General features: G+C 63.9%; 24 protein-coding genes. 16 read left to right on the top strand and 8 right to left on the bottom strand.

All coding sequences use genetic code 11. From position 1 onward, the window contains the following. Nucleotides 1-34 precede the first annotated feature (34 nt). From LDB29_RS08365 to LDB29_RS08315, 11 genes are all read left to right on the top strand, one after another. Nucleotides 35-445 (top strand): group II truncated hemoglobin, encoded by a 411-nt coding sequence (locus LDB29_RS08365; protein WP_013846847.1) that lies wholly within the window; start codon nt 35-37, stop codon nt 443-445. A gap of 31 nt (nt 446-476) precedes the next feature. Beyond that, on the top strand, nt 477-1,484 hold the full coding sequence (locus LDB29_RS08360; protein WP_013846846.1) for a zinc-dependent alcohol dehydrogenase family protein: 1,008 nt from the start codon (nt 477-479) through the stop codon (nt 1,482-1,484). Between the two features lie 115 nt (nt 1,485-1,599). After that, entirely contained in the window at nt 1,600-2,433 is an 834-nt protein-coding gene (locus LDB29_RS08355; RefSeq protein WP_013846845.1) for a universal stress protein, read from the top strand. A gap of 36 nt (nt 2,434-2,469) precedes the next feature. After that, nucleotides 2,470-3,507 carry a zinc-dependent alcohol dehydrogenase family protein gene (locus tag LDB29_RS08350; protein WP_013846844.1) on the top strand — a complete coding sequence of 346 codons (1,038 nt, stop codon included), beginning with the start codon at nt 2,470-2,472 and terminating at the stop codon, nt 3,505-3,507. Nucleotides 3,508-3,557: 50 nt separating this feature from the next. Beyond that, nucleotides 3,558-5,075, top strand: coding sequence for a thymidine phosphorylase family protein (locus tag LDB29_RS08345; protein WP_030090324.1), 1,518 nt, complete (start codon nt 3,558-3,560; stop codon nt 5,073-5,075). Continuing rightward, a complete protein-coding gene (locus LDB29_RS08340) occupies nt 5,072-5,989 on the top strand; it encodes a ribose-phosphate diphosphokinase (RefSeq protein ID WP_051749578.1) in 918 nt (305 codons plus the stop codon). The genes LDB29_RS08345 and LDB29_RS08340 overlap by 4 nt, the downstream gene beginning before the upstream one ends. 557 nt (nt 5,990-6,546) lie before the next feature. Further along, nucleotides 6,547-6,861 (top strand): universal stress protein, encoded by a 315-nt coding sequence (locus LDB29_RS29380; RefSeq protein ID WP_373886340.1) that lies wholly within the window; start codon nt 6,547-6,549, stop codon nt 6,859-6,861. A gap of 132 nt (nt 6,862-6,993) precedes the next feature. After that, entirely contained in the window at nt 6,994-9,687 is a 2,694-nt protein-coding gene (locus LDB29_RS08330) for an HAD-IC family P-type ATPase (protein WP_162849038.1), read from the top strand. Then, the gene (locus LDB29_RS08325) at nt 9,684-10,595 is read left to right on the top strand and encodes a universal stress protein (RefSeq protein WP_021246219.1); all 912 of its coding nucleotides are present in this window, start codon (nt 9,684-9,686) and stop codon (nt 10,593-10,595) included. The genes LDB29_RS08330 and LDB29_RS08325 overlap by 4 nt, the downstream gene beginning before the upstream one ends. Then, nucleotides 10,592-11,560: a calcium/sodium antiporter gene (locus LDB29_RS08320; RefSeq protein ID WP_030090329.1), complete on the top strand. Its 969-nt coding sequence runs from the start codon at nt 10,592-10,594 to the stop codon at nt 11,558-11,560. The genes LDB29_RS08325 and LDB29_RS08320 overlap by 4 nt, the downstream gene beginning before the upstream one ends. Nucleotides 11,561-11,806: 246 nt before the next feature. After that, a complete protein-coding gene (locus LDB29_RS08315; protein ID WP_030090330.1) occupies nt 11,807-12,739 on the top strand; it encodes a 1-phosphofructokinase family hexose kinase in 933 nt (310 codons plus the stop codon). Between the two features lie 124 nt (nt 12,740-12,863). Here the strand turns inward: LDB29_RS08315 and LDB29_RS08310 are convergent, their stop codons facing one another. Genes LDB29_RS08310 through LDB29_RS08295 form a run of 4 tightly spaced genes read right to left on the bottom strand, consistent with a single transcriptional unit; the run spans nt 12,864 to nt 16,021 of the window. Beyond that, nucleotides 12,864-13,217, bottom strand: a complete 354-nt coding sequence (locus LDB29_RS08310) for a carboxymuconolactone decarboxylase family protein (RefSeq protein ID WP_030090331.1) — start codon at nt 13,215-13,217, stop codon at nt 12,864-12,866. Nucleotides 13,218-13,234: 17 nt separating this feature from the next. Continuing rightward, nucleotides 13,235-14,500: a TolC family outer membrane protein gene (locus tag LDB29_RS08305; protein WP_030090332.1), complete on the bottom strand. Its 1,266-nt coding sequence runs from the start codon at nt 14,498-14,500 to the stop codon at nt 13,235-13,237. Continuing rightward, on the bottom strand, nt 14,497-14,700 hold the full coding sequence (locus tag LDB29_RS08300; RefSeq protein ID WP_021246224.1) for a DUF2892 domain-containing protein: 204 nt from the start codon (nt 14,698-14,700) through the stop codon (nt 14,497-14,499). The genes LDB29_RS08305 and LDB29_RS08300 overlap by 4 nt, the downstream gene beginning before the upstream one ends. Before the next feature lie 40 nt (nt 14,701-14,740). Beyond that, the gene (locus LDB29_RS08295; RefSeq protein WP_030090333.1) at nt 14,741-16,021 is read right to left on the bottom strand and encodes an NAD(P)/FAD-dependent oxidoreductase; all 1,281 of its coding nucleotides are present in this window, start codon (nt 16,019-16,021) and stop codon (nt 14,741-14,743) included. An 83-nt stretch (nt 16,022-16,104) separates the two neighbouring features. Between LDB29_RS08295 and LDB29_RS08290 the strand changes: the two genes are divergently transcribed. Genes LDB29_RS08290 through LDB29_RS08270 form a run of 5 tightly spaced genes read left to right on the top strand, consistent with a single transcriptional unit; the run spans nt 16,105 to nt 21,690 of the window. Beyond that, nucleotides 16,105-16,443: a rhodanese-like domain-containing protein gene (locus tag LDB29_RS08290; protein ID WP_021246226.1), complete on the top strand. Its 339-nt coding sequence runs from the start codon at nt 16,105-16,107 to the stop codon at nt 16,441-16,443. A gap of 39 nt (nt 16,444-16,482) precedes the next feature. After that, complete coding sequence (locus tag LDB29_RS08285) at nt 16,483-17,532, top strand: efflux RND transporter periplasmic adaptor subunit (RefSeq protein ID WP_030090334.1); 1,050 nt, start codon at nt 16,483-16,485, stop codon at nt 17,530-17,532. Further along, entirely contained in the window at nt 17,529-20,735 is a 3,207-nt protein-coding gene (locus tag LDB29_RS08280; RefSeq protein ID WP_030090335.1) for an efflux RND transporter permease subunit, read from the top strand. Before LDB29_RS08285 ends, LDB29_RS08280 begins: the two co-directional genes overlap by 4 nt. After that, nucleotides 20,732-21,055 carry a helix-turn-helix transcriptional regulator gene (locus LDB29_RS08275; RefSeq protein WP_030090336.1) on the top strand — a complete coding sequence of 108 codons (324 nt, stop codon included), beginning with the start codon at nt 20,732-20,734 and terminating at the stop codon, nt 21,053-21,055. Before LDB29_RS08280 ends, LDB29_RS08275 begins: the two co-directional genes overlap by 4 nt. 8 nt (nt 21,056-21,063) lie before the next feature. Further along, on the top strand, nt 21,064-21,690 hold the full coding sequence (locus LDB29_RS08270; RefSeq protein WP_030090337.1) for a DUF3365 domain-containing protein: 627 nt from the start codon (nt 21,064-21,066) through the stop codon (nt 21,688-21,690). Nucleotides 21,691-21,786: 96 nt separating this feature from the next. Here the strand turns inward: LDB29_RS08270 and LDB29_RS08265 are convergent, their stop codons facing one another. The 4 genes from LDB29_RS08265 to bktB all read right to left on the bottom strand — a co-directional run bounded on the left by LDB29_RS08265 (nt 21,787) and on the right by bktB (nt 24,664). After that, complete coding sequence (locus LDB29_RS08265; protein ID WP_231923323.1) at nt 21,787-22,359, bottom strand: cytochrome b; 573 nt, start codon at nt 22,357-22,359, stop codon at nt 21,787-21,789. Nucleotides 22,360-22,431: 72 nt separating this feature from the next. Next, nucleotides 22,432-22,737 (bottom strand): alkylphosphonate utilization protein, encoded by a 306-nt coding sequence (locus tag LDB29_RS08260; protein ID WP_030090339.1) that lies wholly within the window; start codon nt 22,735-22,737, stop codon nt 22,432-22,434. Between the two features lie 28 nt (nt 22,738-22,765). Beyond that, nucleotides 22,766-23,458 carry a DUF1275 family protein gene (locus LDB29_RS08255; RefSeq protein ID WP_030090340.1) on the bottom strand — a complete coding sequence of 231 codons (693 nt, stop codon included), beginning with the start codon at nt 23,456-23,458 and terminating at the stop codon, nt 22,766-22,768. A gap of 9 nt (nt 23,459-23,467) precedes the next feature. Further along, nucleotides 23,468-24,664, bottom strand: coding sequence for a beta-ketothiolase BktB (bktB, locus tag LDB29_RS08250; RefSeq protein WP_030090341.1), 1,197 nt, complete (start codon nt 24,662-24,664; stop codon nt 23,468-23,470). Between the last annotated feature and the right edge of the window lie 21 nt (nt 24,665-24,685).

Below are 24,685 nucleotides of genomic sequence, written 5' to 3'. Positions count from 1 at the left end.
CAAAAGGGAGTGCGCAGCATAACAGGAGAAACGTGTGACAGCAGCGGAACAGAAACAGCAGGCGCCCTATGATCTGGTTGGAGGGGCCGTCGTCGTCCGGAATATCGTAGACCGCTTCTATGATCTGATGGATCAGGAGGACGCCTATCGGGAGTTGCGTGCGCTACACGCCCCGGAGTTGGGGCCGATGCGCGTTTCGCTTGCCGGTTTTCTCAACGCATGGCTGGGCGGACCGCGAGATTGGTTTGATGATCACCCTGGCGTTTGCATGATGTCGGCCCATGCGCGCCTGCCGATCACTGGTGAGACAGCGGATCAGTGGTGTGACGCGATGCGCCGCGCCATCGCTGATTCGACGGTAGATCCTGCCCTGGGCGTCAAGATGGCCGAAGCCTTGTCGAACATGGCGCAGGGCATGGCGGCGCGTGCCGCGTCGGCAGCGTGACCCCGCGGCGCGAACAGGCGAAGAAATCACTATGACCGAGATGTTCGCGATGCAGCTCGAAGCGGTCGGCACGCCGCTGCGGCTCGTTGCGCGACAGGTTCCAACGCCTGGTCGAGGCGAGCTTCTCATCGAGGTCGCTGCTTGCGGCGTCTGCCGAACCGATCTGCATATCGTCGATGGGGAGATCGAATCCCGCCTCCCCATCGTTCCCGGGCACGAAATTGTCGGCATCGTTGTTGCGGCGGGGGAAGGGGTCGCCGATGTCGCGATCGGTGATCGCGTCGGCGTTCCCTGGCTCGGACATAGCTGCGGCCATTGCGACTATTGCCGAACAGGTCATGAAAATCTGTGCGATAGTCCCGCATTCACGGGATGCACCCGGGATGGCGGTTATGCGACCCATACGGTTGCGGACGCTCGCTTCTGCTTCAGGATACCCGACGCCTTTTCCAATGAAGAAGCCGCGCCCTTGCTGTGCGCCGGGCTGATCGGCTGGCGGTCCCTGCGCGCTGCGGGGGAGGGAACGCGGATCGGTCTCTACGGATTTGGCGCCGCCGCGCATATCATCGCCCAGATTGCGCTGTGGCAGGGCCGGGCGGTTTATGCCTTTACCAGGGCGGGAGACGACGAGGGACAGGCTTTTGCGCGATCACTCGGCTGCGCCTGGGCCGGATCATCGGAGGATGACCCGCCCGTGGAACTCGATGCGGCGATCCTCTTTGCCCCCGTCGGTGATCTTGTTCCGCGCGCGCTGCGTGCAGTCCACAAGGGAGGCAGGGTGATCTGCGCAGGGATCCACATGAGCGACATTCCGTCGTTCCCCTATGCTGACCTCTGGGGTGAGCGAACCATTGCATCGGTGGCTAATCTGACCCGCGAAGACGGCACAAGCTTTTTCGAGATCGCGCAGAAAGCCAACGTCAAATCCGTGACGACGGTCTTTCCGCTGGCTCAAGCCAATGTCGCGCTTGAGCGGTTGCGCAGTGGCGCCGTTGTTGGAGCGGCCGTCCTGGTGCCATCGAACTACGCGAAGGCTTGAGTATGCACTCGCCGCGAAGCGCCCTCTTCACGGCCCCAGGGGCGAGTGCGCGTCACGCGGTGCCTCTGTAAAGTTACGGAGTGCGGTCATCAATGGCCGGGGCCATGATGCGATCATGAGCAGCATTTCACAGATCAAACATGTGCTCGTCGTCGTGGACGGTGCAGAGCATTCCCTGACCGCCGTTGATCAGGCGCTTGCCTATGCCGGTATGCATGAAGCGGCGCTTACGATCGTCGTCGTGACCGAAAATCTCGCATTCGCCGCGGCGGCTGATGCGATGGCTTTCGCGCAGGCCATCACGGTATCCGAGGACCAGCGCGACGAACATCTGGCGGCCGTTCGCGAACGAACCAGGAATACCGCGATCGAAGTAGAGGTTCACTCGGTGTTCGAGGCCAGCGGGCTGATACCCGGTCTCGTGAAGGCTGAAGGCCAGTACGCGGATATCGCGCTGATTCCGGGTGTCGGGCGCTGGCAAAGGGATGGCTTGAGGCGCCGTATCTCCGAGGCGCTTCTGTTTACGGGCGTGCCGACGGTCATTTTGCCGGCCTCCTGGAATCCTGGTCCCATCGATCACGCCGTATTGGGCTGGAACGCATCACTTGAATCGTTCCGCGCCGCGAGGGCGCTTCTCAATCTGGCCGAACCCGATGCCCGTATCGACGTTGCGATTGTCGATGATCCGGGTGTCGAATCCGGGGAGCACCGGGGCGGTGTCCAGATCGCCCGCCTTTTCGCGCGACATGGCCATAGCGGCGGCGTTTGTCCGATCAGCTCATCCGGTAAGGATACGTCGGCTGTCCTTCAGAATTACGCAGTGGAGCAGAAAGCCGATGTGCTCGTGATCGGTGGCTATGGGCGTTCGCGCGCACTCGAGTTCGTGCTTGGCGGCGTGACGCGGGAACTGATCGATCATCAGCGCCTGCCGATCGTTTTCGTACACTGACTGGCGAACCCGTCTAACGGTTGAACGGAGGAGATCATGAAAGCTCTCGTTTATCATGGCCCCGGCGAGAAGAGTCTCGAGGATCGCCCGAGGCCGGCCTTGCAGGCACCCGGCGATGCGATCGTGCGGATCACGAAGACCACCATTTGCGGCACCGACCTGCACATCCTGAAGGGGGATGTGCCGACGTGCGAGCCGGGCAGGATCCTCGGACATGAGGGTGTCGGGATCGTGGAGGAGGTCGGAACCGCGGTTGGAGCCTTCAAGCCCGGAGATCATGTCCTGATCTCCTGCATCACCTCTTGTGCCCGGTGTGAATATTGCCGGCGCGGCATGTATTCGCATTGCGTCGAGGGCGGCTGGATATTGGGCAACAGGATCGATGGCACGCAAGCCGAATTCGTGCGCATCCCCCATGCCGACAACAGCCTTCACGCGATCCCGCCGGGGGCCGATGAGGATGCCCTCGTCATGCTGAGCGACATTCTTCCGACGGGCTATGAGTGCGGCGTCCTGAACGGGAAGGTTGCACCGGGCAGCAGCGTCGCGATCGTCGGCGCTGGACCGATCGGCCTGGCGACCCTGCTGACTGCGCAATTTTATGCACCGGCCCGGATCATCATGATCGATCTCGACGACAATCGCCTCGCCGTCGCGCGCAAGTTCGGCGCGACGGACACGTTCAACAGCGGACGTGATCCGGTCGTGAGCCTGGTTCGAGAGCTCACCGACGGCAAGGGGGTCGATACGGCTATCGAAGCAGTCGGGATCCCTGCGACATTCGCGTTATGCGAAGAACTGGTCGCGCCCGGCGGGGTAATTGCCAATGTCGGTGTCCACGGCGCCAAGGTCGACCTCCATCTGGAGGAACTCTGGTCGCGCAACATCACCATCACCACCCGGCTCGTCGACACCGTCAGCACGCCGATGCTCCTGAAGACGGTCGAGGCCAAGCGCCTGCGGCCCGAACAGCTCGTCACCCATCGTTTCGTGTTGTCGGACATATTGGAGGCGTATGAGACGTTCGCGCGCGCAGCCGATACTCATGCCTTGAAGGTGGTGATCGACACGTGATCGGGGTTTCCAGCGATATTCCGGGCGATGCGCAGCAATTCCATCCGAATATAGGGAGTTCCGAACCGGCGGAACCATCGTTCGCGCGCGCGCGCCGGCTGCGCCTTCACACGCATCATGAGCTGGTCGCGATCATGCGGACCGACAGCCCGGTGTGCCATGCCGAGGGCCTTGCCGCGCACACCCAGGTCTATATCCGCAACGGCAGCCAGCCGATCGCGGCCACGCTCTATCAGGTGGAGGGCGACTTCCTGGCCGGCGACGAGATCGGTCTGTCCGAAGCGGCCTGGGTCGCGCTTGGCGTGGAGGAGGGAACCGTTGTCCAGGTCGGTCATGCGCCGCCCCTCGAATCGATCGCCTGCGTCCGCCAGCGCATCTACGGACACAGGCTGAACGGGGCCGCGCTGACCAGCATCGTCGGTGACGTGGTGGCGGGCCGCTATGCCGATGTGCACCTCGCCGCCTTCCTCACGGCTACCGCCACGCTTCCCTTCGACGAGGACGAGACCTACCATCTCACCAGGGCGATGGTCGAGGCCGGCGACCGTTTGCGCTGGCCGAGCGAGATCGTCGTCGACAAGCATTGCGTTGGCGGTCTGCCGGGCAACCGCACGAGCCCGATCGTCGTCGCCATCGCTGCCGCCTGCGGTCTGACCATGCCCAAGACGTCGTCGCGGGCGATCACGTCCCCGGCGGGAACGGCCGATACCATGGAGACGCTCACCCGGGTCGATCTCGACCTTGGCGCCATGCAGCGCGTGGTGGCGGTCGAGGGCGGCTGCCTCGCCTGGGGCGGCGCGGTCTGCCTCAGTCCCGCCGATGACATCTTCATCGGCGTGGAACGCGCGCTCGACATCGATACGGAGGGGCAGCTCATCGCCTCCGTTCTGTCGAAGAAGATAGCGGCGGGCGCGACCCATGTGGTGCTCGACATTCCGATCGGGCCGACCGCCAAGGTGCGCAGCGTCGCGGCGGCCGAACGGCTGGAAGCCACGCTTGGCGCCGTCGCCGCCCGTTTTGGCCTTGTTATCCGCTGTGTCCAGACCGATGGCACCCAGCCCGTCGGCCGGGCGATCGGGCCCGCCCTGGAGGCGCGCGACGTGCTGGCGGTGCTGACAGGCGATGCCGATGCTCCGCCGGGCCTTCGGGACCGCGCCTGCACGCTCGCCGGCGTGGTGCTCGAACTCGGGAAGGTCGCGGAAGAAGGCCAGGGACGCGCGCGCGCCGAACGCACATTGGCCGACGGCAGCGCCTGGGACAGGTTCCAAAGGATATGCCAGGCCCAGGGCGGCATGCGCACCCCGCCCACGGCCAGGCTCACCCATCCGATCCTGGCGGCGCATAGCGGCCGCGTCACCCATATCGACAATCGCCGGATAGCGCGCCTTGCGAAGCTGGCGGGCGCGCCCGACTCGCCGGCCGCGGGCATGCTTCTTCATGTTCGCCTGGGCGACGACGTTATCGCTGGCCAGCCTTTGCTGACCCTCCACGCCCAGTCGCAGGGTGAAATGGCTTATGCGCTGACCTACGCCGCCGCCAATGCCGACATGCTTGCGATCGTGCCATGACGGCGATGCTGTTTTCCATGCCCGGGAACGAACGGCTGGCCGCATCCATCGCGGAACATACCGGGTGGGCGACAGGCACGCTCGAGGTTCGCCGGTTTCCCGATCAGGAGAGCTATGTCCGGCTCCGCTCCGGGGTGTCGGGATCAGCCGTGGCCGTCATATGCACGCTCGCGCGGCCCGACGACCAGATCATGCGGCTGCTCTTTGCTGCAAGGCTGCTGCGCGAGAGCGGGGCGCGGTCGGTCCATCTCGTGGCGCCTTATCTTGCCTATATGCGACAGGATCGGCGGTTCAAGGATGGCGAAGCGCTGACGTCCCGCCAGTTCGCCCAGCTCCTTTCATCCGAGTTCGATGGGCTCGTGACCGTCGATCCGCATCTCCACCGCTACGCGGATCTGGGGGAGATCTATTCGATGGAGACGGCTTCGCTCGCGGCATCTCCGCTTCTGGCGGACTGGGTCCGGGCCAATGTCGATGCACCGCTCATCATAGGACCCGACAGCGAGAGCGAGCAGTGGGCGGGCGCAATCGCCAGGCTTATCGGAGCGCCCCATGCGGTCTTCGCGAAATCGCGGCGCGGTGATCGGGACGTCCTTATCGCGGCCTCGGACCTGGGGGCATGGAAAGGCCGCACGCCGATCCTCGTCGATGACGTGATTTCGTCGGGACACACCCTTGCCAACGCCGCGCACGAGATCATCGACCAGGGCTTCCCTCCGCCGATCTGCCTGGCTGTTCACGGCCTCTTCGCGGCTGGTGCCGAGGCTTTGCTCAGGGAAGTCGGCTGCCGCATGGTTACGACCGAAAGTATCTCGCATGCCAGTAACGCGATCACTCTTGGCGCACTGCTTGGCGATGCGCTGGCCCGGCAGATGGAAGGGGGCGCCGGTCGGCTACGTATAACACCCGAATGAATCCCATCACGGCGCTGGGTAGCAGGAATAGCTCAAAGCTGGAGGGACATATGGCTATCAAGGACATTCTCGCCGTCGTCGATACCGGAGACAAGGACGAGCGGTTTTTGCGCGATGCGCTTGCCTTTGCCGAGTTCCACGACGCCAGCCTTGCCATCGTCGTGCTGTCGGCTCTCCCCGCGAGCGACTATGCCCTGACGGTTGCACTGCCTTATGTACTTCTTCCCGATTATACTGAAGCGGTGGAGGCGAAGCAGCAGCGGATCGCGATGCTCGCCCGCTCCACGAACGTAGAGGTGAGGACGATTTCGGACCAGCCGGCGGTGATCTTCGCCAAGACCGCGGTCTATGCCCGTTATGCCGACCTCGTCCTGTTCGGTCCTTCGGACAATTACGACCATCCGCCAATTCGACGTGATACGCTTGAGCGTTGCCTGTTCGCATCTGGGCGTCCCGTTCTGATCCTGCCCACCGGCTATAAACCGGCCGCCATCGATCACTTGGCGATCGGCTGGAATGCGACCCGCGAGGCGACGCACGCGCTGCGCGACGCGACCATGTTCGCGGCGCCTGGGGCAAGGATCGATATACTCATCCTCGATGCGAAGCCGACGGTCCAGGGCCACGGTTCCGAACCGGGAGCCGATGTCGCCCACCATCTCGCCCGGCATGGCTTTACGTCGACCGTAGTTCCCATCCAGGGCGGTGACGTGTCGGATGCGGAGGCGCTGGTCGAAGCGGCTCACCGGCGTGGCGCCGGGATGCTCGCGCTTGGCGCTTATGGCCACTCTCGCCTGCGCGAGATGATCCTGGGCGGCGTCACGCGCGACCTGCTCACTGGCGCGCCGCTGCCGCTGCTGTTTGCGCATTGAAGCCCATTCAATCGGCGGCACGCAAGCGCGGAACCGCGGGCCGGGAATGAAACCGGTCCGCACGGTCTTCGCTCCGCATGCTCAACACGAGATGGTTTGATGTAATACGAAAGAGATTTGATGTCAGGACCCATGGAAACTTCCGAAGTGCGCTGGCATATGCTGTCAACCAGCGAAGTTGCCACGGCACTCGACGTCGGTTGTGCGGGTCTCTCTTCTCCGGAGGTGGATCGGCAATCGGCCCGCTTTGGGCCGAACGCGCTACCCCGGTCGGCGCGTCGCAATGTGTTCCTTAGGTTCCTCGCGCAATTCCATAACACGTTGATCTATGTGCTTCTTGCCGGGGCATTGGCCGCAGCGCTGCTCGATCACATGATCGACGCGGTGGTCATCGTCGCCGTCGTGATCGTGAATGCGGTGATCGGGCATATCCAGGAAGGAAAGGCTGAACAGGCGCTTGAGGCCATCCAGCAGATGATCGCGCCCAAGGCCAGCGTGGTGCGTGACGGCGTGAGGCAAACGATTCCCGTCCGCGAGATCGTGCCCGGCGATCTCGTGATGATCGAGGCCGGTGATCGCGTTCCCGCCGATCTCAGGCTTCTCCATGCGCGGCGAATGCTTATCGACGAGGCGCTGCTGACGGGCGAATCGGTGGCTGCCGAAAAGCAGGAAGCGGTGCTGCCCGAGCAGACCGATTTGGCGGATCGGCGTAATATGGCCTTTTCGGGCACGATGGTTGCGGCTGGGCACGCAAGCGGGCTCGCTGTTGCCACCGGATCTCGCACGCAGATCGGACGGATCAGTTCGCTTATCCAGTCGGTCGAACAACTGGCAACCCCGCTGCTGAAGCAGATCGACGGTTTTGCCCGGCGCTTCACCTGGTTCGTACTCGCGGGGGGGCTTGCGCTGTTCGCCTTTGCCGTTCTGGCGCGGAATTACGATTGGATCGACGCGCTGATCGCCGTGGTCGCGCTCGCCGTGGGGATCGTGCCGGAAGGGCTGCCGGCGGTCATCACGATTACTCTCGCGATCGGCGTGCGGCGGATGGCGGGGCGCAACGCCGTCATCCGAAAGCTCCCGGCCGTCGAAACGCTCGGCGCGACCTCGGTGATATGCACCGACAAGACCGGCACGCTCACACGCAACGAAATGACGGCCCGCCGCGTCATCACCGAGCGGCATACGATGATCGCGAGCGGATCCGGCTATGTTCCCGATGGTCAAATCCGGATCGTCGGGTCCGGGGACCAGGCAGAGGCTATGGCCGATGCGATGCCACTGATCCGCTGCGGGCTGCTGTGCAACGATGCCGCGCTGCGCAAGGTCGGTGCGGAATGGCGTGTCGAGGGCGATCCGATGGAGGGGGCCCTCTTCGCCCTGGCAATGAAGGCGGCCATCGATCCGGAGCAGGAGCGGGCGGAATGGGAGCGGCTCGACGAGATTCCCTTCGACGCCGCGCATCGGTTCATGGCGACGCTCTGCCGGGGTTCCAACGGCACGCGCTTGCTGTTCGTGAAGGGCGCGCCCGAAGCGCTCTTGGCGATGACCGCGCCCGACAATTGTTCCTATTGGGAGAGTTCCATCGCTACCGCCGGAAGCGATGGCGAGCGCGTTCTCGCCTTCGGCGCGAAGGAAATGCCTGCCGGCAGCGAACGGATCTCGTTCGAAGATCTCTCGACTGGCGTGTGCCTCCTGGGCCTTGTCGGCTTCATCGATCCGCCTCGTGCGGAGGTCAAGGACGCCATCGCCGAATGCCGGTCCGCCGGAATCGGCGTCAAGATGATCACTGGCGATCATGCGGCGACGGCGCTGGCGATCGCCCGGCAACTCGACCTTGCCGACGACCCGCGCGTGCTGACCGGGCTGGAACTGGAAAAGCTTCCGGACACCGAACTGGAGCAAGCGGTCGCGGATGTCTCGGTCTTTGCCCGGACCAGCCCGGAACATAAATTGCGGATCGTCCGTGCGCTGCAGGCTCAGGGAAAGATCGTCGCGATGACGGGGGACGGCGTGAACGACGCGCCGTCCCTCAAGCAGGCCGACGTCGGGGTCGCCATGGGCATCAAGGGCACCGAAGCGTCGAAAGAAGCGGCTTCCATGGTGCTGCTCGACGATAATTTTGCCTCGATCGTCAGCGCCGTTCGCGAAGGCCGAACGGTCTACGACAACATTCGCAAGGTCATTTCCTGGGAAATCCCTACGAACGGCGGTGAAACACTGGCGGTCGTATTGGCGATCCTGCTGGGCTTCGCGCTGCCGATGACGGCGACGCAGATCCTCTGGGTGAACCTCGTCCTCGCCGCCACGCTCGGCCTCGTGCTGGCGTTCGAGCCCACGGAACCCGGTGCGATGTTGCGCCGGCCACGGGAGCGCGGCGCGCCGTTGCTTTCGCCGTTCCTGCTTTGGCGTGTCCTTCTCGTCTCTGTGCTGTTCGCGGCCGTCACTCTCGGAATCTTTTTCCATGTTCTGGCGCAAGGCCGGAGCCTGGAGATGGCGCGCACCATGGTCGTCAACATGTTCATCATCGCGGAGATCTTCTACCTCTTCAACGTCCGCTATCTCCACATGACGTCCCTGACATGGCGCGGCGCGATCGGTACTCCCGCCGTGTTGATCGCGATCGGCGTTCTCGTCATCGGCCAGGCGCTCTTCACCTATGCGCCGTTCATGAACGCGATTTTCCACTCGCAGCCGCTGGGCTTCGCGGACTGGGTGTTGCTGGTGGCGTGCGGCATGCTTCTCATGCTGTCGCTGGAGGTGGAGAAGCATGTGATGCGGCGACTGGGCTGGTTTAGCGAACTTAATAATCAGGAGGACATGCCATGACGCGTGACGGTTTCCCTAAATGCATCGCGCTCGCGACCGACCTCAGCCATCGTTGCGACCGCGCCTTCGATCGCGCCCTGCTGGTAGCCCAGGCATGGCGGGCGGAGCTTATGGTCATCCACGCGCTGAACCCGCCGGAAGACGGGATGCTGTCCGTCCGACTCGGCGATCTGCCGTCCTGGCGTCGGCCTCTCGAAGACCCGGTGCGGGCGGCGCGCCATCGCATCTACCACGACCTTGTTCGCGAGGCGCCGCCAATCGACATTTCGGTCCACGTCGAAACCGGCTCGCCGGCACCGGTCGTCCTCGATATCGCCGGAAAGGGCGAGGCGGGCCTGATCGTCACCGGCGTGGCTCGCGATGGGCCGCTGGCCCGGATGCTGCTCGGCGATACCGTGGACCGGCTGATCCGCAAGGCGCCCGTTCCGATCCTGATCGTACGCGACCGCGCTTTCGAGCCTTACCGCGCCATGGTGGTCGCGACAGATTTCTCCGCGCCCGCCCGGATCGCTCTGGAGACCGCCGTCCGCTTTTTTCCCGATGCGGCTATCTCCCTTTTCCACGCCTACGATGTGCCCTTCGCGGGCTATCTCGGCCGATCGGAAATCGAACGGCAATTCGAGGGTTATGGCGAGGCTGCGGCCGACAAGTTCCTTGCCGAAGCGGGACTGTCTGATGTGGCGGCCCGGAACGTCACGCGCATGATCGAGCACGGGGTTCCCGAAGCGCTGCTTCGCGACCGTGCGGAAAATGCCGCACGTCACCTGACGGTCGTTGGAACCCATGGCGGTGGCCTCGTCTATGAGGCTATGATCGGCAGTACGGCGCGCAAGATCCTTGATGCGGTCCCGGGCGATGTCCTCCTCGTACCCGATCCCGCCAGGCGCAAGGTGAACCCGGCCGGATGACGCTGGCGATCGTTTCCAGCCTCATGGGGCTCGCCGCCCTGATCGCTGGTGCGGAGTGGCTGGTGAGGGGAGGCTCGGCGCTGGCCGCGCGGCTGGGCGTTTCGCCGCTGCTCATCGGCCTCACGATCGTGGCGCTGGGAACGAGCACGCCCGAACTCGCCGTCGGGATCGAGGCGGCGCTCCAGGGAAACGGCTCGCTCGCGGTTGGCAACATCGCCGGCACCAACACCGTCAACATCCTCCTTATCCTCGGCCTCAGCGCGATGCTGCAACCACTTGCCATTCGGATGCAGACGCTGCGTCTGGAACTGCCTGTCATCGTCATCGCGTCGGCCGCGCTACTCGTCTTTGCCTGGGACGGTGTGCTCTCGCGCCTTGAGGGGCTGTTTTTGATCACGATGGGAATGGCCTTCACGCTGACCGTCATTCGCGTCGCCCGGCGGGAAAGCATCACGGTGAAGCTGGAGTTCGCGCGGGAATTCGCGGCGCCGCGCTTTTCCCGCCGCCACGGTTTCTCCGCAATGGCGATGCTGGCCATCGGCCTCGTCGTGATCGTCGTGGGCGCCAACTGGCTGGTGGATGGTGCGGTCGCGCTTGCCCGGTTGTGGAACGTATCGGACGCCTTTATCGGACTGACGATCGTTGCGATCGGTACTTCCGCTCCTGAACTCGTTACGACGATCATTTCGACGATTCGTGGCGAGCGCGACATCGCGATCGGCAATCTGATCGGCAGCAGCGTTTACAATATTCTGGTGATTCTCGGCGCGGCCTGCCTGTTTCCGTCGAACGGGATCGAGGTCAGCGCGCAACTGATCCGGGTCGACATCCCGGTCATGTTGGGGGTCGCGCTGGCCTGCATTCCCGTATTCATCAGCGGACGCCAAATTTCGCGGTTCGAGGGTGGAATGTTTGTGAGTGCCTACTTGCTATATCTTGCCTATTTGATCAATGATCGGATTTAACCGATAAGGAAAGCGCGAGGGCATCTTTTGACAACGCCGCGATTTTCCCGCCTTTCGTCTATTATCCAGTGATTTTGGGTCGCAGGCGGTGGCTGCTGCTGTCAGGTTGCTAACGCGGGTCTTTCGATCCCGGTAGAACTTCGCACCCTTTCGATCGGAGCCTTCGCATTCGTGGACCCGCGATAGCGTAACGATTAGGGAAATCCCGGATAGACCCGAGCCCATCCGGGTCCCTCAATGGCGGCCATGATGAACATCGCGACCCTCACCCTGAACCCGACGATCGACGTCGCCTATGAAGTCGATCATGTCTACCACACCCGTAAAATGCGGACGAAGACAGAATTCTATTCGCCGGGTGGCGGGGGAATCAACGTGGCCCGTGTCTATGTCCGGCTCGGCGGGAACGCGCGGAGCTACTATCTTTCGGGCGGTGCAACCGGCCACGCGCTCGATGGTCTGCTCGACCTGCACCAGCTGGTGCGCAACCGTATCCCGATCAAGGGGCATACCAGGGTGGCCACCGCAGTGCTCGAGCGCGAAAGCGGGAAGGAATATCGCCTCGTTCCGTCCGGACCGATGGTCGAACCTGCAGAATGGCGGCAGTGCCTCAATCAGCTCCAGACGGCACAATGTGACTATCTGGTCGCGAGCGGTTCGCTCTCACCCGGCATTCCGGATGATTTCTATGGCCAGGTCGTCGCGATGATGACGGAACGCAATATACCGGTCGTGCTCGACAGTTCAGGCGCTGGCCTGCGCGGAGGCCTTGAGCAAGGCGGCGTCTTCCTCGTCAAGCCCAGCATTGGCGAGTTGCGCCAGTTCACCGGTCGGGATCTTCCCGACACGGAGTCGGTGGGACGGGCGGCCATGCAGATCGTCGGGGGCGGTCATGCGCAATATGTGGCGGTGACGATGGGGCACGAGGGCGCTCTCCTTGCCTCGGCCGAGCGCCAACTCCTGCTTCCCGCAGTGGACATCGAGGTCAGAAGCGCGGTCGGCGCGGGCGACAGTTTCCTTTCGGCGATGGTCTTTGCTATCTCCTCAGGCTGGGAGATCGAAGAAGCGTTCCGCTTCGGCATCGCGGCAGGCGCGGCGGCCGTGATGAATCCGGGGCACGATCTTGCGCGACCCGAAGACATCCGGCGGCTCTATTCGCAGGTCCGTGCAGCCTCCTGAACCTTGCGTTGAACTTGAGCGTACTCCACCGACCAGTTCATGATCGTGGTTCCCGGTCGCGAAATTCGCGACCGGTTCGGCGCACTGCCGGTCAAGTGTTCGGCTGTTTCGATTTCACGGCGTATTATTGTTTCGCTTGATCGGAGAACTGATCGAAGGCCTCGACCGCCTGCGCGGCATACATGAGGCTGGGGCCAGCGCCCATGTAGAGCGCCATGCCCATCGTCTCCATCACTTCATCGCGCGTGGCGCCATGCTTGACGGCGGCCTTCGAATGGAAGGCAACGCAGCCGTCGCAGCGGATGGCGACCGAGATGGCAAGAGCGATCAGTTCCTTGGTCTTGGCATCGAGCGCCCCGGCCTTGGTGGCCGCAGTCGCCATGGCGGAAAAGGCCTGCATCACGTCGGGCGTGCCGAGCCGCACTTCCTTGATGGCGCCATTCAGCTCGGTCGCCATTTTCGGCCAGTCCTTGTGCATATCGTCTCCTGTAAAGTTCAGCGTCCGAGAAGGGCAAGCAGTCGGTAAGCCGCGACGATGCGATCGCTTCGCGCGCGAGCTTCGCTGACCGCTGCGGCGGTTGCCTCGCGTTCGGCATCGAGCAGATCGAGCTGGGGCTTCATCCCCACGCGAACCTCGTGGCGCACGCTGTCGCGCGCCTGTCCGGCGGCAAGGGCTTGCTGGGAAGCAGCCGCTTCGACCAGGGCGGCCGAGCGCACCCCGGAAAAGGCGCTGATCGTCTGTTCATCGACGGCGGCGCGTGCGGCGCGCATACGCGCATCGGCGGCCCTGACCGCACTATCGGATTCGGTAATCTTGGCTGAGACTCGCCCGCCCGCGAATATCTGCCAGCGCGCCCGCACGCCGACCGTGGCGGCATCGGAGCGATAATCGGGAAAGAACTGGTCACGCACCGTCGAACCTTCGGCGAAGGCGCCGATCGTGGGCAGGCGTTCGGCCCGCGCGCCCCGCGCGCCGGCCTGGGCGGCATCCAATGCCGCTTCGGCTTGCGCCAGCGCCGGGTTGTTCCCGCGGGCGCTGTCGAGCGCTTCATCGAGCGAGGCAGGCAGGACCGGACTTGCCGGAATGGGCTGGAGATCCTGCGGGGCAAGGCCAGTGAGGTTGGTGAATCGCGCATCGGCCGAGATGGCAAAGCCGCGCGCGCCTTCAAGGGCTGCCTGTGCTTCGGCAAGGCGCGCCGCCGCCTGCGCAACATCGGTGCTGGGGCTTTCGCCTGCCTTGAAGCGGAGCCGGGCCTGGCGCTGGATCTCCTCCATCTGGCCGACCATCTGTTCATAGAGCGCTATCATTCGGTGCGTGGTCAGCACGTCGCCATAGGCTTGGACCGTCGCGACAACGATCTGGCTGCGGGTCATCGTTTCACCGGCGCGTGCTGCTTCGCTGCCCGCTTTCGCCTGTGCGATCCCGGCGCTGACCCTGCCGCCCATAAAGAGGGGCTGTTCGATAGTGAGCTGCGCCGCGCGCGGCGTGACGTTGGCCGCCGGAAGCCCGAAGAAACCCTGCGGATCGAGTCGTCCATAGCCGATCGTCCCGCTCAGCGTCGCGGTTGGCAGACCCTGGCCGCGTGCTTCCCTGATCCGGGCGTCGGCCGCATCGGCATCGGCCCCCGCCGCCTCGATTTCCGGCGCGTGGTTCACGGCGGCCGCAATGGCTTCTTCAAGCGTCGTTGCCTGCGCGGGCATGGCGACACTCGCCAGCAGGCCGGCGAGCAGGGGGAGGGGGATCGTCCGCCTGAGCGTCATTTGAAGGCGGTTCCCGGACGGACGCCGAACGCCTTGAACACCATCGCAGCCGGGCAGAAACCAGTGAAGCTTGCCTGAAGCATATTGAGGCCGGCAAAGGCGGTGAGCGCGATCCACCAGGGATGCACGGTCAGCGACAGGACGACGCCGAGCAGTACGACACAACCGGCGAACGCCATCACGGCACGATCGAGAGTCATCAGTCTCACTCCTTCGCTTGGGAAACCAGAAGCCGGGGCATCAGAAACGCAGCTTGCGGATGCCCATCGCGTGCATGGCGAGCTTTTCGTAGAAGGGCTCGCTCTCGCCCTTGCGGACCTTGCGCAGGAAATATTTCTCAAAGCCGACCTTGGCCAGATGGACCCATTTGCCGCTGGACGACCAGTTGACGTTGCGCGGCGGGATCTGCGGCTGGGCGACGAAGGCGACGCCTCCGTCGCCAAAATCGGCGAGACACACCGCGTTCCACGTCGCTTCCGCCGTCGGCTCCTGGCCGTCGAGAACCAGCGAGAGATTGGCGGCGATCGCCGTGACCATGGATTCGATCATGAAACCGGTCTTGGGCACGCCCACCGGAACCGGCGTCGGGCCGGTCGGCGGGATGGCGACACAGACACCGAGCGCGAATATCTCGGGGAAGGCCGGATTGCGCTGGTGCTTGTCGACGATGATGAAGCCGCGCGGATTGGCCAGCCCTTCGATATTGCTGACCGCGGGCACGCCCCGGAACGCAGGGAGCATCATCGAGAAGCCGAAGGGCAGGTCGTGCGTCTTCTTCACCGCGCCGTCCTCGCCGACTTCCTCGACGTGCATGACGCCGGGCTCGACCTTGGTGACGCGGGCGTTGGTGATCCATTTGATGTGGCGATCACGCAGCTCGCTCTCGAGCAGCGACTTGGTATCGCCGACGCCGTCGAGCCCAAGGTGGCCGATATAGGGTTCGGGCGTCACATAGATCATCGGCACCTTGTCGCGGATCTTGCGCTTGCGCAGTTCGGTGTCGAGGATCATCGCGAATTCGTAGGCCGGGCCGTAGCAGGACGCGCCCTGCACCGCGCCGACGACGATCGGGCCGGGATTTTGTGCAAAGGCATCGAACGCATCGGCGGCGGCTGAGGCGTGGGGCGTCTGGCAGATGGAGAGGGTATGGCCGCCATGCGGACCCAGCCCCTCGATCTCGTCGAACGCGAGTTCCGGGCCGGTAGCGATTACAAGATAATCGTAATTGATGGATGAGCCGTCATTGAGTTCGAGTCGCTTTTCGCCGGCATGCAGCCGCTTCGCGCCGACCGAGGTGAAGCCGATCTTCTTTTTGGCGAACACGGGAGGGAGGTGGACCTGGATGGCTTCAGGCTCGCGCCAGCGCACGGCGACCCAGGGATTGGACGGGATGAAGTTGTAGGTATCGCTATCGGATACCGTCATCACGTCGGCGCGGTCTTTGACGGCAGCCTTGATCTCATAGGAGGCGATCGTGCCTCCCAGACCCGCGCCCAGCACCACGATCAAAGGCTTGCCCATCTGCGATCCTTCCATGTCTCAATGGCATTGACGAATATCATCATTACACGTTATATGCAAATAACAAAGTTGAGGAAGCTGCCATGTTCGGATTCAAGAAACGTGATGCCCACCGTGAGATCGGCCCCGCCGAGCTGGACGCCATGCTGAAGGGCGGCAAGGCGCTCCTGATCGACGTGCGCGAGACAGGCGAGTTCGCCGCCGGCCACATACTGGGCGCAATAAACATGCCACTGTCGGGCTTTTCACCTCGTAACATCCCTGATCCCAAGGGCCGGACTGTCGTGCTGCAATGCGCGGGCGGAAAGCGCTCGGGCCAGGCACTCGATCAATGCGCGGCGGCGCAGAGCGCGATCGACACCCACCTCGCTGGCGGGATCGGTGCGTGGAAAGACGCCGGCTTCCCGGTCGTTGGTGATTGAGAGCCTGAAAGAGAACCAAAAAAGAGGGGTATCGGCGGCATGATGAGCGGCAGGGGCAAGTGGCTCTGGTTGGCGGGCGCCGCGCTGGCGCTGTCGGCATGCGGGAGCAAGCCGGAGCAGGAGCAGGCGGCGGCGACGCTACCCGCCGGGGAAACTCTGCGGCTCGCCGCAACCGAAATCCCGGACATGAAGGTAGTCGGCGCGGAGATCGCCACGCGCGACCAGGCCGAAGTGCTCGCCCGCATCCCCGGCATCCTCACGTCGCTTTCCGTCCGTGCCGGCGACACGGTGCAAAAGGGCCAGCGGATCGGCATGATCGTCGATTCGCGGCTCGGCTATGAGACAAGCGCCTATGGCGCCCAGACCGCCGCCGCCCAGGCCGAAGCCGCGCGGACCAATGCCGATCTCGCCCGCATTCGCGATCTCTATGGCCAAGGCGTCTATGCCAAGGCGCGCCTGGATCAGGCCGTTGCGGCCGCGCGCGCGGCCGATGCGCAGGTTGCTGCCGCTCGGGCGCAGCAGGGCGCAAGCGTCAGCGTCGCGGGGCAGGGGGCGGTGATCGCCCCGGCGAGCGGTCGGGTGCTTCGCGCCGATATTCCCGCCGGATCACCGGTGGCGCCGGGCATGTCGATCGCGACGGTTACCGCGGGGCCGCCGGTGCTGCGGTTGATGCTGCCGGAGTCGGTTGCCGGACAGGTCCATCCCGGTGCGCGCGTGATCGTCAATGAAGCGGATATGCCGTCCGGGCAGCGCGAAGGCAGTGTGGCGCAGGTCTATCCCGCGATCACTGGCGGCCAGGTCCGCGTCGATGCGACTTTGCCTGGGCTTTCCACCCAATTCATCGGCCGCCGCGTGAGCGCGTCGGTCGAGATCGGCACGCGCAAGGCGCTGGTCGTGCCGCGCTCCTTCATCACCACGCGCTATGGCATGGATCAGGTGCAGATCGTCGCGGAAGGCAAGCGGCTCAGCATGGTGCCGGTCCAGATCGCGCCGACGGCCGATCCCGCCCTGGTCGAGATATTGAGCGGTGCGGCCGCCGGCGACGTGCTGTTCGCCCCCGGTAAGCCGGCCAAGGCTCCGCGGCCATGAATCTCGGTGTTTCCGGTCGCCTCACCAGGGCCACTATCGCTTCCCCCCTGACGCCGCTGTTTCTGCTGGCGGCGATCGCTGTCGGTCTGCTGGCTCTTCTTTCCATCCCAAGGGAGGAGGAACCGCAGATCAGCGTGCCGATGGTGGACATTCAGGTGATGGCGCCCGGCCTGTCCGCCGCCGATGCGACCGAGCTGGTGGGCATTCCGCTCGAAACCATCGTCAAGAGCGTCGACGGGGTGGAGCATGTCTATACCCAGGCGCAGGACGATGGCGTAATGGTGACGGCGCGCTTCCTCGTCGGGTCGAACCCGGAGGATGCAGCGATCCGCATCGAGGAGAAGCTGCGCGCCAATTGGGATCGTAAGCCGGTCGGCATCCCCGATCCCAAGGTGACGGTGCGCGGCATTAACGACGTTCCCGCTGTCGTCCTGACCCTTGCCCCCAAGCCCGGCGCGGCAGGGCAGTGGAACGATGCCAGCCTCTACGAACTCGCCGCGAAGCTGCGCACCGAGATCGCCAAGGTCGACAATGTCGGGATCAGCTTCCTCGTCGGTGGCCGCCCCGAGGAAATCCGCATTGCGCCCGATCCGGCCAGGCTCCGCCAGTATGGCGTGCCGCTGGGGAGCGTGATCGAGGCCGCGAGCCAGGCCAATCGGTCCTTTCCGCTGGGTAATATCCGCGAGGACGGCAAGGCGGTCGGCGTCACGGCGGGCCGCACCCTGTCATCGGCGCAGGAGGTCGGACTTCTGACCGTGCGCTCTGCCTCCGGCTCGCCCGTCTATCTGCGCGACGTTGCCAGCGTAACGCAGGGGCCGCGCGAGGATCAGGCGCGGGCGTGGCGCTGGGCGAAGGAGGAAAACGGCAAGTGGCATAGCGCCCCCGCCGTCAGCATCGCCTTCGCCAAGCGCGCCGGCGCCAATGCCGTGGTGGTGTCCGATGCGATCCTCGAGCGCGTCGAGAGCCTGAAAGGCAAGCTCATCCCCGATGACGTCACGGTCGCCGTCACCCGCAACTATGGCGAGACGGCGAACGAGAAGGCCAACGAGCTGCTGTTCCATCTGGCGCTGGCGACCGTCTCCATCGTCGTGCTGATCGGCTTCGCGATCGGGTGGCGCGAGGCGGGCGTGACCGCCGTGGTCATTCCGACGACGATCCTGCTGACCATGTTCGCCTCGAACCTCATGGGCTACACCATCAACCGCGTCAGCCTGTTCGCGCTGATCTTCTCGATCGGCATCCTCGTCGACGACGCGATCGTCATGATCGAGAATATCGCGCGCCATTGGGCGATGGACGATGACCGCAACCGTACCCAGGCCGCGATCGAGGCGGTGGCGGAGGTCGGCAATCCCACGGTGGTCGCGACATTGACCGTGGTTGCGGCGCTGCTGCCGATGCTGTTCGTTTCCGGCCTGATGGGCCCCTACATGGCTCCCATCCCGGTCAATGCGTCGGCGGCGATGATCTTTTCCTTCTTCGTCGCCGTGGTCATTGCGCCGTGGCTGATGATCCGTTTTGCCCGCAAGACGCTCGGCTCTGGCCACGGCCATGACGAGAGCGGCGGCAAGCTGGGGCAGCTCTATGCCCGTGTCGCGCATCGCGTCATCGATACGAAGAAGTCCGCCCGCAATTTCCTGATCGCGGTGGGCGTGGCGACACTGGTCGCCTGCTCGATGTTCTATTTCAAGGCCGTTACCGTGAAGCTGCTGCCCTTCGACAACAAGTCGGAGGTTCAGGTCGTGGTCGATATGCCCGAAGGCACCGCGCTCGAAAACACGGGCCGCGTGCTGGAAGATGTTGCCGGCGTGGTGCGAGGCTTGCCCGAAGCGACGGCGATGGAGGCCTATGTCGGCACATCGGCGCCGTTCAACTTCAACGGCCTTGTCCGCCATTATTTCCTGCGCTCGCAGCCCGAGCAGGGCGATGTGATGGTGACGCTGCTGCCCAAGGGGGATCGCAGCCGGTCCAGCCATCAGATTGCGCTCGACCTGCGCCAGCGGCTGAAGGCGCTGCGCTTGCCCAATGGCGCATCTATCAAGGTGGTCGAGACGCCTCCAGGACCGCCCGTCCTCGCGACCCTGCTGGCCGAGGTCTATGGCCCCGACGAAGTCACGCGCCAGAAGACAGCGTCCGAGCTGGAAAAGATCTTCAAGTCCGTCCCCTTCATCGTCGACGTGGACAACAGCTTCGGCGAGGCGCGCCCGAAGCTCCGCCTCGACGTGCAGCGCGACCGGCTCGATTATTACGGCCTTTCCCAGCGGCAGGTCGCCGACAGCATCGGTATGCTCATGGGGAGCCAGACTGTCGGCTACGCGCCGCGCGGCGATGGCCGCAGCCCACTACCGATTACAATCGCGCTGGAACAGAAGGACCGCAGCTGGACGCAAGCCTTGTCGAGTATGCCTGTCGCACAGACGCCGGGCGGCCAGCTCATCGACCTTGGCGCGGTGGTCGAAGCGCGCACCGAGACGGGGAGTCCTGCGATCTTCCGCCGTGACGGTCGATATGCCGACATGGTCACGGCCGAGCTGGCCGGAGCCTATGAAGCGCCGATCTACGGCATGATCGAAGTGAACCGCGCGGTCGATGCCTATGACTGGGCGGCCAAGGGCCTCCAGAAGCCGGAAATCCGTCTCAACGGTCAGCCCGAGGATGAGAGCGTGCCGTCCCTGCTCTGGGATGGCGAATGGGAGATCACCTGGGTCACGTTCCGCGACATGGGCGGCGCCTTCATGGTCGCGCTGCTGGCGATCTACATCATCGTCGTCGCGCAGTTCAAAAGCTTCCGCCTGCCGCTCGTGATCCTGACGCCGGTGCCGCTCACGCTGGTCGGGATCGTCATTGGCCACATGCTGTTCCGTGCACCGTTTACGGCAACCTCGATGATAGGGTTCATCGCGCTCGCCGGTATCATCGTGCGCAACTCGATCCTGCTGGTCGACTTCATCCGCCATTCGGCCACGCCGGACAAATCGCTGCGCGACGTGCTGCTGGAAGCCGGCACGATCCGGTTCAAGCCGATCGTTCTCACGGCCGCCGCGGCGATGATTGGCGCGGCCGTGATCCTGACCGATCCGATCTTTCAGGGTTTGGCGATCTCGCTGCTGTTCGGCCTTGCGTCCTCGACGCTGCTGACCGTGCTGGTTATTCCGGCCATTTACATCGTGCTTCGAGATGATGGGAAACCCGCGACCAGATGATGCCGCTTGAGACGCCCCTTGCACAACTCGCCGAGCACGCCGCCCATGCGGCGAGCGTGCTGAAGCTGCTGGCCAATGAACAGCGTCTGCTGATCCTGTGCCGGCTGACCCAGGGCGAATTCTCCGTCGGGGAGATGGTGGAGTTGTGCGGGCAATCGCAATCCAGCGTGTCCCAGCATCTGGGGAAATTGCGAGAAGGGGGTCTGGTCAAGACCCGGCGCGAGGCGACGACGATCTACTACAGCCTTGCTGACAGCGACGTCCGCAAGTTGATCGACATGCTCTGCGATCGCTTCGGTCCCGGTGCTGGACAATCCTGAGAAATCCGATGCGACGCGCCGTCCTTCCGCTCCTGTCCATGGTCTCTCTCGGGGCTTGCGCCTCGAATGAGCCGCCGTCGGATCCGGCGGTGATGGTGCAGGAGGCACAAGCGCGCTCCGATATCCTGGCCGACCGCTTCCAGAAGGAATTATTGAGCGCGCTGACCGCCGCGATGGCGGCGGATGGTCCGCAAGGCGCGATCAGCGTCTGTTCGAGCATAGCGCCCGCGCTCGCCGCGCAGATCTCCGAGGAAAGCGGAGCGACCGTCCGGCGCACGGCGCTGCGCACGCGTAATCCCGCTGCCAGTCCTGACGCTACCGAACGCCGCGTCATGGAGAGCTGGGCCGCCGCGCCGTTTGGCGTCGACGGCAAGCCCAGGCGCTGGTCGGCGTATGAGGGCGGGCAATATCGCTATATGCGCGCCATACCGACCATGCCCATGTGCCTCGCTTGCCATGGCGAGAATGTCGCCCCGGAGGTGATGGCGGCGATCCGCGCGCATTATCCCGCAGATCAGGCGACGGGTTTTGCTTCCGGCCAGCTTCGGGGCGCCTTTTCGATCCGGTGGGAGGAGGCAGCCCTGGCGCGTGCGATCAAAGGCGGGGAGGGCGCGCAGCGAGGTCTGCACCCATGACGATCTTGCGCGCGCTTGCGCTGGCCCGATTTTACAGCGCTGCGGCAGCTGTCGCCTACCGCTCAGCGGCGCCGTGATCGCCAGAGTGCTTTGCCATCAGGTTCGGCCCGGCAGCATTCGGCGCAAGGTATCATCCTTGACGATGTAATGATGGAAGAGAGCGGCAAGGGCGTGAAAGCCGATCAGGAAATATCCGATGGTCCCGACTGTCTCGTGCCAATCCTTCATCTGTCCCGCCAGGGCTTTGCTCTGGCCGACAAGAGCCGGCAGTTCCAGACCGAAGAATGGAATCGGCTTGCCCGACGCACTCAGGATCACCCAGCCCGCCAAGGGCATCGCCAGCATGAACGCGTAGAGTGCGAGATGCGTCGCATTGGCTAAAAGCGTCTGCCATGACGGCGGTTCCGGCGTGATCGGGGGGGTGCGCTGGCTGAGGCGTGCCAGCAGGCGGATGATCGCCAGCGCCAGAACGGTGAGTCCGAGTATGAAATGCCAGGTTTTCAGCCCCTCGCGGATGTCGGTTCCCTTGGGATAGTTCTCCCGCAGGAGAATGGTAGCGTAAACGACCGAGATCAGCAGCACCATGAGCCAGTGCAGAGTGATCGACAGGGAAGAGAAGCGGTTACGGATATCGGTTGTACTCATGGCGAACCTCCCATCAATTTTCATATTGCCAGCGAGATGAGAAAAATGCCTTGATCCTTCTCAAGAAGCTTTGCGCCGAACAACCGCAATAACCGGTCAGCTGCGCTTGCGGACAAATTCCGCACGAAGCACCAAACCTTTGATGCCTTCATACCGGCAGTCGATTTCCTGCGGGTCATCCGTGAGGCGGATCGACTTTATCAGCGTTCCCCGCCTCAGAGTCTGGCCGGCGCCCTTGACGACCAGATCCTTGATCAACGTGACCTGGTCGCCGTCGGCAAGCAGGTTGCCCACGGCATCGCGGACTTCGATCCGGTCCGCGGTGGCGCGCCGTTCCTTCAGTTCGGATGCAGCCATCCATTCACCGGATTCTTCATCGTAGACATATTCATCTTCGCTCATGGAGTTCTCCATCGGTCAGGAATGTGCGTCAGGCACCGAACAGATCGCGTTCAATCAGCCAGGCGCGCATTGCCAGCAATGCGGCGACGAGGGCAGCCACGGCAAAGGCTCTGGCGTCGAGCGTGATCCACGCAACAGCGCCTGCAAGCCCGCCAATAAGGAAGACCAGCCAAAAGGATGCATGCAAGCCAAGCTGGCGATAGTTCGCGTGATGCCGTCCGCCGGCCAATGCCTCCCCGAACCGCACGACCTGCGTGGAGGGCGAAATAGCCTCCTGCAGGTCGGGATCATCCCTCTCAAAAGTGCAATGAGCACTACCCATGGCCATCGCGATCAGCACGGCCGGGATGATCGCCAGATGCGAGAGGAATGTCAGATAGGCGGCGGCCAACGCGATTGCGGTACAAACGAGCGCGATTGTGCGCCGGTACCGGCCTAGCCAGTGCGTAATCAAGGTCGTGAGGACCACACCCCCCACGAAGCTGAAGATCATTCCGCCCACAAATTTCGTGATACCAAAGCCACCGGGAAGGCTCGTGCCCAGAACAGTGGCGTTGGCCTCGGGCGAGGCAAGGAAGACGTGCCCGAATGCCAGAAAGCCGGCTGCATTGATCGCGCCGGCAAGGGCCGCCAGCATGGCGGCCAGTTGGACCAGCGCGCGCTGCGCTCTGCCGATATCCAGGGAGCTGGGCCGTCTGCCTGTCCGATCCGGTTCGCTCATGCTCGCCTCTTACGCATCCTGGCTCGGCAATCGCTCGATCACGAGTGCAATGCCTTGTCCGCCGCCAATGCACATGGTCACAAGCCCGTAGCGGCCGCCAATACGCTCGAGCTCGTAAAGCGCCTTGATGGTGATGATGGCGCCGGTTGCCCCGACGGGATGCCCAAGTCCAATGCCGCTGCCATTGGGATTGACCTTCTCGGGCGGGAAATCGAGCAGTTTGGCGACCGCGCAAGCCTGCGCGGCAAAAGCCTCGTTCGCCTCGATCACGTCGATGTCGTCAAGCGATAGTCCGGCCCGCTTGAGGGCGATGGGCACGGCTTCGACGGGACCGAGCCCCATCACTTCGGGGGCAACACCGGCATGTCCCCAGCTTACAACCCTGGCGCGGGGTGTCAGGCCGTGTCTCTCGGCGGCGGCGGCGGAAGCCAGCACCAGAGCCGCGCCAGCGTCGTTGATGCCGCTGGCGTTGCCCGCCGTTACGGTCCCGCCATCCTTGCGGAAGATGGGCGTGAGTGCGCCGAGGCCTTCGCTGGAAACGTCGGTGCGCACATGCTCGTCGGCCTCGAACATAAAGGTGCCGCTACGGCCCTTGACCTCGACGGAAACGATCTGCTCGCGAAAACGGTCTTCCTGCTGTGCTCTTGCTGCCCGGCGATGGCTTTCGGCCGCCAGCGCGTCCTGCTCGGCCCGGGTGATGCCATGACGTTCGGCAACGTTCTCGGCAGTGACCCCCATGTGACCTGCACCGAACGGATCGCTCAGCGTCGCGTTCATCGCGTCGATCATCATTTCATCGCCCATCCTGCGCCCCCAGCGCAGGCCCTTGAGAACGTGTGGGGATTGGCTCATGCTCTCGACACCGCCAGCAACGGCGATGTCACACTCGGCCAATGCGATCATTTGGGCGGCGGAAATAATCGCCTGCACACTCGATCCGCAAAGGCGGTTCAGGGTGAGCGCCGGGGTCCGATCGGGAATCCCCGCCGCGATAGCGGCAATTCGCGAGACATATGCATCGCTGGGTTCGCTTTGAATGACCTGGCCAAGGACAACATGCTCGACATGGCCTGGTTCGATTCCGGCCCGCTTGATGGCTTCGGCAATGACGATGCGGCCAAGCTCCCACGGCGCGACGTCCTTAAGGCTGCCTCCAAAATCCCCGATAGCGGTGCGCACACCCGACAGGATCACGACGTCGTTCAAATTTCCTTCCTTTCGACAATA

The sequence above is a fragment of the Sphingobium sp. CFD-2 genome (assembly GCF_024611135.1).
In the GTDB taxonomy this organism is placed as follows: Bacteria; Pseudomonadota; Alphaproteobacteria; order Sphingomonadales; family Sphingomonadaceae; genus Sphingobium; species Sphingobium fuliginis.
Note: the sequence above shows the minus strand (reverse complement) of the source record. Positions and strands in the feature narration are given on the sequence as shown.